Annotated in this window: 10 protein-coding genes; 4 read left to right on the top strand and 6 right to left on the bottom strand. The window is 68.7% G+C overall.

The genetic code is table 11. The annotated features are described in order from the left end of the window. The first annotated feature begins 84 nt into the window (after positions 1-84). On the top strand, positions 85-1230 hold the full coding sequence (locus HDC36_RS12795) for a PQQ-dependent sugar dehydrogenase (protein WP_179567836.1): 1146 nt from the start codon (positions 85-87) through the stop codon (positions 1228-1230). A 382-nt stretch (positions 1231-1612) separates the two neighbouring features. Here HDC36_RS12795 and HDC36_RS12790 read toward each other — a convergent pair whose 3' ends face one another. Next, the gene (locus HDC36_RS12790) at positions 1613-1918 is read right to left on the bottom strand and encodes a hypothetical protein (protein ID WP_179567834.1); all 306 of its coding nucleotides are present in this window, start codon (positions 1916-1918) and stop codon (positions 1613-1615) included. Positions 1919-2109: 191 nt separating this feature from the next. On the opposite strand from HDC36_RS12790, the gene HDC36_RS12785 reads away from it, so the two are divergent. Further along, positions 2110-2622, top strand: a complete 513-nt coding sequence (locus HDC36_RS12785) for a hypothetical protein (protein ID WP_179567832.1) — start codon at positions 2110-2112, stop codon at positions 2620-2622. A gap of 39 nt (positions 2623-2661) precedes the next feature. Here HDC36_RS12785 and HDC36_RS12780 read toward each other — a convergent pair whose 3' ends face one another. The 3 genes from HDC36_RS12780 to HDC36_RS12770 all read right to left on the bottom strand — a co-directional run bounded on the left by HDC36_RS12780 (position 2662) and on the right by HDC36_RS12770 (position 5231). After that, the gene (locus HDC36_RS12780) at positions 2662-3159 is read right to left on the bottom strand and encodes a hypothetical protein (RefSeq protein WP_179567830.1); all 498 of its coding nucleotides are present in this window, start codon (positions 3157-3159) and stop codon (positions 2662-2664) included. Between the two features lie 87 nt (positions 3160-3246). Further along, complete coding sequence (locus HDC36_RS12775) at positions 3247-4539, bottom strand: APC family permease (protein WP_179567828.1); 1293 nt, start codon at positions 4537-4539, stop codon at positions 3247-3249. Continuing rightward, a complete protein-coding gene (locus tag HDC36_RS12770) occupies positions 4536-5231 on the bottom strand; it encodes a L,D-transpeptidase family protein (protein WP_179568095.1) in 696 nt (231 codons plus the stop codon). Before HDC36_RS12770 ends, HDC36_RS12775 begins: the two co-directional genes overlap by 4 nt. A gap of 162 nt (positions 5232-5393) precedes the next feature. Between HDC36_RS12770 and HDC36_RS12765 the strand changes: the two genes are divergently transcribed. Next, positions 5394-5750, top strand: a complete 357-nt coding sequence (locus HDC36_RS12765; RefSeq protein WP_179567826.1) for a hypothetical protein — start codon at positions 5394-5396, stop codon at positions 5748-5750. 876 nt (positions 5751-6626) lie between these two features. Here HDC36_RS12765 and HDC36_RS12760 read toward each other — a convergent pair. Further along, entirely contained in the window at positions 6627-7730 is a 1104-nt protein-coding gene (locus HDC36_RS12760; protein WP_179567824.1) for a dipeptide epimerase, read from the bottom strand. Then, the gene (locus tag HDC36_RS12755) at positions 7727-9121 is read right to left on the bottom strand and encodes an SH3 domain-containing protein (RefSeq protein ID WP_179567822.1); all 1395 of its coding nucleotides are present in this window, start codon (positions 9119-9121) and stop codon (positions 7727-7729) included. Before HDC36_RS12755 ends, HDC36_RS12760 begins: the two co-directional genes overlap by 4 nt. Positions 9122-9507: 386 nt before the next feature. On the opposite strand from HDC36_RS12755, the gene HDC36_RS12750 reads away from it, so the two are divergent. After that, positions 9508-12300, top strand: a complete 2793-nt coding sequence (locus HDC36_RS12750) for a TonB-dependent receptor (RefSeq protein ID WP_179567820.1) — start codon at positions 9508-9510, stop codon at positions 12298-12300. The last annotated feature ends 28 nt before the right edge of the window (positions 12301-12328 follow it).

The raw sequence follows: 12328 nt of genomic DNA, 5'->3' as shown, positions 1-12328 counted from the left end.
GGCCACGGCTTGGCCATTGCATGCTTGCCGTCCACACCTGCTTTGCTAGGTTCGGCCTTCGACCCCATTCGATAGGTGCGCGTCATGCAACGTTCTCCCCTGGGTTTGGCCTGTGCATTGGCGATGAGTCTGGTCGTGTCCGCGGCAAATGCGGCGCCGCCCGCCAAGAGCGTCGAACGGCGCGGCGACTGGCCGTTCTCGGCGACGCCGTTCGCCACCTTCAACGAACCGTGGGCGATGAGCTTCCTGCCAGACGGCAGCGCGCTGATCAGCGAGAAGCGCGGCACGCTCAAGCGTTTCGACCCGGCCAGCGGCCGGACCGGCACGGTGAGCGGCGTGCCTGCGGTCGCCTATGGCGGCCAGGGCGGTTTCGGCGATGTGCTGGCGCATCCGGGCTTTGCCCAGAATGGCTGGGTGTACCTGAGTTACGCCGAGGCCGGCAGCGGCGACACCCGCGGTGGCGCGGTGGCGCGCGCCAAGCTGACCCTGGACGGCAATGGCGGCGGCGCGCTGTCGCAGCTCAAGGTGATCTGGCGCCAGCAGCCCAAGGTGTCCGGCAACGGCCATTACGGCCACCGCCTGGCGTTCGGGCCCGACGGCAAGCTGTGGATCAGTTCCAGCGAGCGGCAGAAGTTCGATCCGGCGCAGGACATGAGCGGCAACCTGGGCAAGATCGTGCGCCTCAACGACGACGGCAGCGTGCCGGCCGACAATCCGTTCGCGCGCCGCGGCGGCGTCGCCGCGCAGGTGTGGTCGCTCGGCCACCGCAACGTGCTCGGCCTGGCCTTCGACGCCAACGGCCAGCTGTGGGAACACGAGATGGGCCCGGCCGGCGGCGACGAACTGAACCTGATCCAGCGTGGCGCCAACTACGGTTATCCGATCGTCTCCAACGGCGACCATTACGACGGCCGGCCGATCCCCGACCATTCCACGCGCCCGGAATTCGCCGCGCCGAAGGTCAGCTGGACGCCGGTGATCTCGCCGGCCGGTTTCGTGATCTACAGCGGCAGCAGCTTCCCGCAGTGGCGCGGGAACGGCTTCATCGGCGGGCTGTCCTCGCAGTCGCTGGTGCGGATCGAGTTCAACGGCGATAACGCGCGCGAAGCGGCGCGCTACGACATGGGCAAGCGCATCCGCGAGGTGGAACAGGGCCCGGATGGCGCGCTGTGGCTGCTGGAAGACGGTAGCGGCGGACGTCTGCTGCAGCTGCAGCCGGTGGAGAGCTGACGCCACCCGAGCCGACTGGTGATGCGTTGCCGCGCCGCTGAGAGCGGCATGACGATGTGTTGGCGGGATGTGGCCGCTATGTGTGGGAAATGGTGTGCGTTGCGGCCATATCGGGCGCTCGATTGCGCCGGTCGCGGCTGAAGCCGCTCCTACAAGGTGGGCAGCGCGTTGTTAGGCCGCTTCGTGTAGGAGCGGTTAGGCCGCTTCGTGTAGGAGCGGCTTCAGCCGCGACCAAAACCGTCCGCATGAGACGCTCGCCGAAACGCACAAGCTCATCCGACATCGCGCAAACCCGAATCCGCGCCACGTCGATAACCGCGCAGCGACTCGGAAAGACCCACCGAAGCGACCGCAACGGTAGCCCTTCCGGCTGCGATCACCCTCAGTCCTGACCCGCCCGCTCCCAGGCACGGCGCACCGCATGGCGGGCCTTGCTCCAGCTCAGGGTCTGCGAGCCCTTGGTGCTGTCCCAGTTGCGGTGCAGTTCGGCCTCGACCTGTTCGTAGGCCAGATTGAAGTTGCGTACGCGCGCCTCGTGTCCGGCATGGTAGGCCGGCTCGTAGTCCTCGAAGCGTTCGCCGTCGCTGTAGTAAGGCTCCTCGGCAAACCGCTCGCGCCAGTATTGCGACACCAGGCTGCGATCGTCGTCGTTGGGCGCGCGACCGGGGATCTGATAAGGAACGCTCATCGTTGTCTCCTGTGCGAATGGGGTGTCCGACGTTAGCGACGGCGCCGTTAATGCGATTCCAGCATCGCGTGATCGAGGCATGAAGCACGGCGCGGCGGTCAATTGCCGCCGCCGCGCCGGCGCCGGCTACGCCACGGGCCACGGATGGATTACGATCCGGCAACGCCGCTCGTCCCCCGTCGCAGGATTCCATGGCCGCCACCGGTATCGCCTTGCTCACCCCGTACCTGGCCACCGCCGGCATCGGCTGGTTGTACTACCGGCGCATCCGCCGCTATTTCGGCCGCCAGCCATGGCAGCCGCGGCGGACCGTGGCGCGGATGCTGCTGCTGGCGCTGGCGGCGGCAGGGCTGACCTACCTGGCGGCGGTAGTGCCGCCGGTCCGCCTCGGCATGGCGCTGGGGGTCCTGGCGGGCGCGGCGCTGGGGGCCTTCGCCTTGCACCACACCCGCATCGACGTGATCGAGGGCCGGCGCTATTACACGCCCAATCCCTGGATCGGCGCCGGACTCAGCGTGCTGCTGATCGGACGCCTGGCGTGGCGTTGGGCCAGCGGTGCGTTTTCCGGCGGTAGCGCGCAGTCGCTGCAGAACGCCAGCCCGCTGACCCTGGCGATCGCCGCGGTGCTGATCGCCTATTCGTTGGTGCACACCGGCGGCTTGCTGCTGCGCATGCGCGCGCTGGCGTCGGCGCAAGCCTCCTAGCGGCGCGATCCTGTGCCGCGTGCAACGCGCAGGGGCCCGTCATTGCGCGGCAGCGGCGGACTGGTAGGGCAGCGCGATCGTGCCTGCGCCACGCAGTGCCGCATCGGCGGCATCGAGTTGCGACGCTTCGCCCTCGATCACCACCAGGATGCGGCCGGCCTCGATTTCCTCTTCGAAGTTGCGCCGCACCGGATCCGGCACGGTGGCGCCGACCAGGGCCGAGGACCAGCTGCCGACCAGTGCGCCGGCGATGGCCATCACCCCGGCGCCGGCCAGGGTGATGCCCAGCGGCGGCACCGCGATCGCCGCGAGTCCAGCGAGCAAGCCGGCCGCGCCGCCGCCCAACGCACCGCGTGCGGCCGCGGGCAAGGCGTCGGTCTTGACGTCCTTGCGCTCGTCGGGGATCGCGTCCAGTTCGATGTCGCTGCGGGCGATCAACGACAGGTCGTCGTTGTCGATGCCGGCGCCGCGTGCCGCTTGCAGGGCACGGGTGGCGGTGGCCAGATCGGGGGCGCTGTAGACACGGCGTAGTTTCATCGCGGACTCCATCGCTGAGGCTGGCGCCCAGAGTCGAAGCGATGCGGTTACCCGCACGTGACAGCGGCGCAAGGCCGCGTGAAGGCGCTACGGCGCCTTGCGCGGGAAGCGGTAGAACAGCGCGCCGACCAGCAGCGCCACGCCGGCCGCGGCCAGGTTCTGCCAGCTGGCGCTGAGCAGCAACGCCAACGCCAGCAGCAACGCGGCGACCGGGATCAGCGGGCCGCCCGGCAGGTGCAGCGCACCCGGCCGGTCGCGGTAGCGCCGTGCCAGCACCAGCACCGCCGCGGCCGTGCCGATGTAGGCGAACAGGCGGGTGACCATCGACAGCAGCGCCAGCTGCACGAACGAGCCGGACAGCGCCAGCGCCAGCGACAGCACGCCCTGCAGCAGGATCGCCGCGGCGGGCGTGCGGAAGCGCGGATGCACCCGCGCCAGGAACGCCGGGCCGTAACCGTCCTGCGCCAGCGCGAACAGGAAGCGCGGCCCCAGCATCACCGTGTTGCTGGTGGTGCCGAGGATGGAGATGGTGGCGCCGACGGTGAGGATCAGCGCCAGCGCCTCGCCGCCGAAGCCGCTGGCGGCATCGGCCAACGGCGTCGCCGACTGCGCCACGTTCGCCAGCGTGCCCTGCGCGACCACCTGCACTGCGGCATAGATCAGGGTGACGGTGACGATCATCGTGATCAGCGCGAACGGCACGTCGCGGCGCGGATTGCGGTATTCGCCGGCGGCGGCGGGGATGTTCTCGAAGCCGGCGTAGGCGAACAGCAACAGCAGCGCCGCTTCGCCCATGTTGCCGAAGTCGCGCGGGTCCGGCGCCTGGCCGGAGAACGCCCACGACCAGTCCACGTAGAACAGGCCGATGGCCACGAACAGCAGCAGCGGCACCAGCTTGCCGATCACCAGCGCCACGCCGGTGCGCGCGGCCGATTTCACCCCGATCACGTTGATCGCGGTGAGCAGGCCGAGCGAGCCGACCACGATCGCCAGGCGCGCGCCGCCGCCGGCCGCGGCCGGCCAGAAGCGCACCACCGCATCGGCCAGGCCGTTGCCGAGCGCGGCGGCGGAACTGATCCGGGTCAGCCAGATCATCCAGCCGATCTCGAAGCCGGCGAAGCGGCCGAACGCCTCGCGCGCATACAGGTAGCTGCCGCCGGGTTCGTCGAAATAGCTGGCCGCCTGCGCGTAGCACAGCACCAGCAAGCCCACCGCCAGCCCGGCCAGCAGCACCGCCCACAGGCTCATCGGTCCGAGCAGCGCGGCGGTGGCGGCGGGCAGCAGATAGATGCCGCTGCCGATGACGTCGTTGATCGACAGGCCGACGATCTGCCAGCGGCTGACCGCGCGGACCAGGCTCGGTTCGGGTGCGTTGCTCATGGTGCCGGCTCCACGGCCGGCAACGCCCAGGCGCCGCGCAGGCGTGCGTAGTCGTTGCGCGGCAGCAGCACGAACAACGGCGCGGCGTCCGGCCGCAGCCAGGCCAGCAGGCGCTGCATGTCGGCCGGCTCCATCGCGGTGCAGCCGGCGGTGGCTTCGCCCGCGGCACGCCACAGGTGGGCGAAGATGCAGCTGCCGGCGCCGGGCCGCGCCTGCGGGTTGTGGCCGATCACGAAGCCTTCTTCGTAGCGGCGATCGCCGTCGTGGTGCAGGTCCAGGCGCATCGGCTCGGTCGAGCCGGCCACCGCGTCGGCGCCGACCCGGTCGGCGTCGACGATGCGGTTGTACAGCGGCGAATCGGGCACGTCGATGCAGTAGCTGCTCTGCTGCATCGGCTGGTACGGCAGCGCGCTGTCGATGCGCTGCGCATAACCGAACGCCTCGCCGATGGTGAAGACGCCGGCCGGGCTGCGGCCGTCGCCTTCGCGTTTCTGCGGGCCGTCGGTCTGCGCCGGGTGCAGGCCCAGCCCCCAGGCGCTGCCGTTGCGGCCGAGTGCGACATCGAAGCGCTGGCCGTGCGCGCGCCAGCCCTGCGCCGTGCGTTCGAACGCCTGCAGTTGCCCGCGCGGGCTGTCCCAGTCCGGGGCCACGACCAGCACCAGCTGGCGCGCCTGCTGCAGTGCCGGCGGCATGGTGTCGCCGGTGGCGGCCAGGCACGTGCCGGTCACGGCGGTGCACAGCACTACTGCCATGGCCGCCAGGCAGCTGCGGCGGAAGCGGCCGGTCTGCGTCAGGGCGGACCACCATGGGAATTTCGGCATGCGCATCTCCGGTCGCGATCGGGCATCGAGCGGGTGCTGGGCCCGCTGCAGGTTCACCGCCGGCTGCCGCCTGCGGTCGGGGTGGGTTTGGCGCGTCGGCCCGACCGCGAAGTCGAGCAGATGCGGCAATGCTGCACGGTACAACAGTTGTTCGATCTGCGGCGCGGGATCAGGCACGCAGACCGTCCGTGCGGTGTCGGTAGGCGCTGTGGATTGGTGCGCCGATGGTGTGGTGTGCTTGGGGCTGTTGGCAATGCACGACGCGGCAAGCTCGGTCGGTTTGCTACGCAGCTCGATCGTGTGGCGCGGCTGATGCTATTGCTATTGCTATTGCTGCTGCTGCTGCTGCTGCGGTTGGGGTTGCTGTTGCTGTTGCTTTTTTGCTTTTGATCTTGATTTACCGGGTCCCTTACGTAGCGGCGAATAGGGCGGGAAAAACCCCGAAGGGGCGGCGCACAGGGATGTGCGCCGTTCGCGGCAGGGGCAGGATGCCCCTTCCGCGAATCCCGTCCTATTCGCGGACCCGGAGCGCGCAGCGCGGAGGGCGCGGAGGAGGGTGTGCTTTCTTTTGGTTACTTTTCTTTGCACAAGCAAAGAAAAGTAACTCGCCGCAGGCGAAAGCCTTTGCTTTTGCTTTTGCCTTTGCGATAGCGATGAAGGAATCACTGTAGGAGCGGCTTCAGCCGCGACCGATTCTGTCAGGAAGGTGTCGCGGCTGAAGCCGCTCCTACAAAAGCCAATGCCCAAGCAAAAAAGCAACAGCAAAGCAAAGGCTTCCGCCCTTGGCGGGTCACTTTTCTTTGCTCGTGCAAAGAAAAGTAACCAAAAGAAAGCACGCCCTGCCTTGCGCCCTCCGCGCTGCGCGCTACGGGTCCGCGGATGCACCGGGGATTCGCGGAAGGGGCATCCTGCCCCTGCCGCGAACGGCGCACATCCATGTGCGCCGCCCTTCGGGTTTTTCCCCGGTCCATCCGCCGCTGCGGAAGGGAACCCGGTAAAAGCAACAGCAGAGCACAGCAGAGCACAGCACAGCACAGCACAGCAGAGCAGAGCACAGCAGAGCAGAGCAGAGCAGAGCAGAGCAAAAGCAGGTGGCAACCTGGATCTGTTTAGCGTTTCAGATGCGCGTGCCGGAGTCCCGGTGGTTGTCCGCCCTGGCGCGCAATGGCGTCACAGCGATACGCGATGAAGGCAAGCGCGATCGCGATGGAAGCCATCGCATGCGTCGGCCGTGCGCATTGCAGCGCAAGCGCCAGCGCGCCCAGATCACCCGCGCGGCGGCAGCAGTTCCAGGCCGCGGATCTCGCGGATGCCCAGGCCCGGCGCGTCGGTGATCGTGATCTGCGAGTCGTTGAAGAGCACTCCGCCCTGCACCGGGTCGAACAGGCCCAGCGACGGGCCGTCCAGGTCCACCTTGGTGATGACCTCCGCCTTGGCCACCGCCAGGTGCACCGCCGCCGCCACGCTGATGCTCGACTCGAGCATGCAGCCGATCATGCACTCCACCCCGTACAGCGCGGCGATGTCGGCGATGCGGATCGCGTTGGACAGTCCGCCGGTCTTCATCAGCTTGATGTTGACGATGTCCGCGGCGCGGCGCTGGATCAGGTCGAACACCTGCGCCGGCCCGAACACGCTCTCGTCCGCCATCACCGGCGTGTTCACGCGCTCGGTCACGTACTTCAGCCCGTCGATGTCCCAGGCCTTGACCGGTTGCTCCAGCAGCTCCAGCGCCACGCCGGCGTCTTCCAGCGCACGCATCGCGTACACCGCCTGTTTCGGCGTCCAGCCCTGGTTGGCGTCCAGCCGCAGCGAGGCGCGGCCTGCGACCGCGGTGTGGATCGCCTTGACCCGCGCGATGTCCACGTCGATGTCCTTGCCGACCTTGATCTTCAGCGCCGCGAAGCCGCGCGCGAGCGCCGACAGCGCATCGGCCACCATCTTGTCGATGGCGTCCACGCTGATGGTGATGTCGGTGGTGATGGCTGGCGTGCCGCCGCCGAGCATCCTGTACAGCGGCGCGCCGTACAGCTGCGCCCACAGGTCGTAGACCGCGATCTCCACCGCGGCCTTGGCGCTGCTGTTGCGCTCCAGCGCGCCCTGGATCCGCCCGGTGATCCGGTTGAGGTCGGCCACGTCCTCGCCGATCAGGCGCGGTGTGATGAAGCGGTCGATCGCCGCGATGATCGAACCGTGGGTGTCGCCGGTGATCGGCGCCGTGGCCGGCGCTTCGCCATAGCCGATGTGGCCGCTGTCGGTATGCACCAGTACCACCACGTCTTCGACCGTCTCCACGGTCCGCAACGCTGTCTTGAACGGGGTCTTCAACGGCACGCGCAGCATGCCCAGTTGGATGTCGGTGATCTTCATTCGATAGATAACGGGCGGACGCGTTGGATGCGGGTGATGCGGTCGATGAAGGGCGTGCCGTCGCCCAGCAGCATCGGCTCCAGCGGCGTCACCGAGACGCCGTTGAGGCGCACCCGCTGCAATTGCCCGGACGCGTCGCGGTAGCCGGCGCCGGCCACGTCGTGGATCACCCAGGTGTGGCCGCGGTCGTGGCCGATCACCATCATCACGTGGCCGGGGATGTACACCAGATCGCCGACCTGCAGCCGCGCCAGCGTTCGCTGCCGTTGCGCCAGCGGCGCGTCAGCGGCGTAGGACACGCTGGCGAGAGTGGGGCTGCGCGCCTGGTCGCCGGTATTGCGCGGCAACGCGATGCCCAGGCTGCGGTAGACGTCGGAGACGAAGCCGCTGCAGTCGCGCGCGTCGTAGTCGTTGCCCCAGCCGTAGCGTTCGCCGAGGAACTTGAAGGCCTGCCGCAGCAGGTTGCGTTGCGTCGCCGCCAGCGGCGCGGCGGCGACGTCGGCACCGCGCGGCACCAGCGCGGGCGCCAGCCGCAGTCGGCCATCGTCGTCGCGCAAGGGCAGTTGCACTACGTAGGCGGCCAGCGGCGACTGGCCGTTGACCGCCTGTTGCGCCGGCCAGTCCTGCAGCAGCGGCAGGCTGCTGCCCATGTCCAGCGACAGGTGCGACGCCGCGGGCAATTCCGGGGTGAAGGCGGTCAGCGTGCGCGCGCCGGTCGCCACCAGCCGCGGCGTGCGCTGCGCGTAGTCCAGCACCGTGGCGCGATCGCCTTCGGCCACGCGTTCGCGCGCGATCCACGCCGCGTAGTTCGGCGCCAGCACGAACAGCCACTGGCCGTCGCGGCTGGCATGCAGGATCGCCACCGCGGTGCCGGGATACAGCGCCGATTCCTGGAAGCGATCGATGTCGTGGTCGTCGCGGGTGCTGAAAACGCGTTGTCGGGTCGGGAAGGTACGCAGATCGGCGCGGCGCACCACCAGCGCGTAGCGCGGCGCGACCTGCGCGGGAATCGCATCCAGGGCGAGCGCCGATTGCAGGGCGGCCAGCTGCGCGGCGTCGAGCGCGGCGCCGTGCGCGTCGTAGAGCGTGCGCGTCGGCGGTGCCGACAGCGCCAGCACTTGCGCGCGCACCTGCGCTGCGCTGTAGCGCTCGGGCAGCGCCTGCAGGTCGTGCATCGAGGCATCGTGGCGCAACAGGTGCGCGTTGAAGGCCTGCACCTGCGCCGCGTCGAGCAGCGGGCGCGGCGCATCGGGCAAACGCGCGATCCAGTACTCCGCCTGCAGTTGGCTGGCCTGCAACTGGAACGGCGCCTCGCTGGCGACGCTGGCCGCGGCGATGGGCGCGCTGAATGCGGCGGCCAGTAACAGGCACAGGCCACGCATCGTATTCATCGGACCCCGGGCGGTGGAAAGAATGCCGGACCGCTGCGCGCCGGCTTCCGAATAGTCTTTTCCTCGATGGGGCTTGTCAAGAATGCGCGATTGACATGCGATTTCGCAGCGTGCTACACCCGAAACGCAGGGGCGAGGAAGCGGAGGCGACAGGCGCCGTTCCCGTCAGCAGCGAGGCGCTGGCCTGGGGATCACGGGCGTACGTCGCAGGGGGCGCTGTTGGGCATCCGCACCTGGGGAAAGTAGCGAGTACAGAGAACGGCGCCGTGCTACGGCCGTGCGCCATGTTGTCCGCGTGGGTGCCCAGGGAAGGCGGCCGGCTGCCGGCCTGCGTCGACTTGGGGCGCCGTTGTCAGCGTCCGTCGTCGATTGCAGGAGAGAGCCGCATGCCCATCCGAGTCCAGCATTCCCGTTGCCACGTCCGACCGTCCCGCCTCGCGCTCGCGCTGCTGGCCGGATGCGCATTGCCGCCGCTCGCCGCGGCGCAGGACACCGCCGTCGCCACGCACGACCTGGACAAGGTCACCGTCACCGGTTCGCGCATCGCGCGCTCGCAGGTGGAAGGGCCGGCGCCGGTGACCGTCATCACCGCGCAGGACATCCAGAAGCAGGGCTTCAGCACGGTGTGGGAATCGCTCGGCACGCTGACCCAGTTCAGCGGCAGCGCCTTCAACGAAAGCGACCAGACCGGCAGTTCGCCCAACGGCCAGTACCTCAACCTGCGCGGCCTGGGGCCCGGCTACCAGTTGATCCTGCTCAACGGCAAGCGCATGGCCGACTACCCGCAGTCCTACAACGCCAACGGCACCGCGGTCAGCCTGGGCAGCATTCCGGCGGCGGCGGTGGAGCGCATCGAGGTGATGAGCGGCGGCGCCTCGGCGATCTACGGTTCCGACGCGGTGGCCGGCGTGGTCAACATCATCACCAAGCGCGATTTCAGCGGCGACACGCTGCGCCTGCGCGGCGGCACCACCACGCGCGGCGGCGGCGACAGCGGCCAGCTGCAATGGAGCGGCGGGCGTACCGGCGATCGCTGGAGCCTGACCTACGCGTTCGAACGGCTGGACCGCGAAGCCATCGTCGCCAGCCAGCGCGACTTCCTGGATTCGTACGACGACCACCCCGGCAACAAGGCCGATCCGTCCAGCCCCAATGCCTCGATTTCCGGCGTCTACCTGCGTCGCGGCAATACCTATCTGTGGCCCAGCGGCGGCGCGCTGTCCACGTCGGCCGGGGCGCTGGACGCGGCGTGTGCGGCGACCAACCCGGCATTCAGGCCGTACAAGACCGCCGACAGCCTGGCCGCGGCCAACCGCTGCGGTGCGTTCGGCTACTACGAAGGCCGCTCGGTGCAGAACGGCTACGGCAAGACGTCCGCGTATCTGTCCGGCAGTTTCGATTTCAGCGAAGAAGTCACCGGCTATGCGCAGGTGCTGGCCAACCGCTCCAAGGACGAAAGCTCCAGCCAGACCCACTACTACATCGGCGAAGGCGCGTTCACCGTCTACGATCCGGACCTGGGCCTGGTCACCGCGCAGCGCATCTTCCTGCCCTCGGAAGTGGGCGGCATCAAGAACATCGAGTACGACGAGAAATCCTGGAACCTCAACGCCGGCGTGCGCGGCAAGCTGTTCGACGGCCGCTTCGACTGGGACGCGAGCGTGTCGATGTCGCGCTACGACATCACCACGCGGCGCCCGCGCTTCCTCACCAACGCGGTGCGCGACTACTACATGGGGCCGCTGCTCGGCTATCGGCCCGACGGCACCGAGATCCGCGAGTTCTACGCCGACAAACTGTTCGCGCCGGGCAGCGCGGCGTTGTACGACCAGCTCACCACCGAGGTGGTGAGCCGCGGCGAATCCAGCACCGACCAGGCCCAGTTCGTGTTCAGCGGCGACCTGTTCGCCCTGCCGGCCGGCATGGTGCAGATCGCCACCGTGCTGGAGGCGGCGCGGCAGAAGTACGACCTCGCGCCGGATCCGCGCACCACCGTGGACTACATCGGCAGCGAGCGCATCTACAACCTGACCCAGACCCCGGGCGGCGGCCCGCGCGACCGCTACGCCGCAGGCCTGGAACTGCGCGTGCCGATCTTCCGCCGTCTCAGCGCGACGCTGGCCGCGCGCTACGACAAGTACGACGACATCACCGCGGTCGACGATGCCGCGACCTGGCAGGCGGGATTGGAGTGGCGGCCGTTCGACAGCCTGCTGCTGCGCGGCAGCCACGCCACCAGTTTCCGCGCGCCGGACCTGCTGTGGATCTATGCCGGCACCAGCGCCAACAATCCCACCGTCACCGACGAATACCTGTGCCGCCGCGACGGCCTGGATCCGCTGTCCGATGCCTGTTCGGCCGCGCACGAATACCAGACCTTCTCCACCCAGTCGTCCAATCCGTTGCTGGAAGAGGAGAAGGGCAAGTCGACCACGCTGGGTTTCGTGTGGGACGTGTTGCCGACCCTGTCGCTGAGCGCGGACTACTACCGCATCGAACTGGAAGGCCGGGTCGAGTCGATTTCCAGCGAGACCTTGCTGGAGAACAACGCCAACTGCCTGCTCGGCAGCGACCGCGCCGGCAATGCGGTCGATACCGCATCGGCGGCCTGCCAGTTCTACATCCAGTCGGTGACCCGCAGCCCGGGTACCGACCTCACCGCCGAAGGCCAGATCACCGCGTTCGAGACCTTCCCGATCAACCAGTCGCTGATGCGGACCGACGGCGTGGACGCCAACCTGCGCTACAGCTTCGACCTCGGCGACTGGGGCGCGTTCGGGTTGCAGGCCGGCTATACCCGCGTGCTGAAGATGGAAGTGGCGCAGTTCGCCGGGGCCAGGCCGGTGGACGTGATGAACGACGTCGACTACCTGGCGTTCCGCACCCGCGCCAACTGGCGTGCGAACTGGAGCGTCGGCGACTGGTCGACCAGCCTGTACGGCTACCGCTACGGCTCGCGTCCCAACTACGCCGAGAGCGGACGCGTGGCGCCGTACGTGATCTGGAACGCGGACATCGCCAAGCGGATCACCGACAAGGCCACGCTCGGCATCAGCGTGCTCAACGTGTTCGACAAGATCCATCCGCGCGACGACACCTACACCGCCTGGCCGTACTTCCCGCGCGTGTACAGTGCGATCGGGCGGCAGTTGTACGCCAATTTCACCTACACCTTTTGAGGGAGCGCGTGCGAGGCGAGGCTGCCAC

Origin of the sequence: Xanthomonas sp. JAI131 (assembly GCF_013410075.1) — a bacterium.
GTDB lineage: Bacteria > Pseudomonadota > Gammaproteobacteria > Xanthomonadales > Xanthomonadaceae > Xanthomonas_A > Xanthomonas_A bonasiae.
The sequence above is the reverse complement of the archived record's forward strand: the minus strand, read 5'-3'. Positions and strand labels throughout refer to the sequence as shown.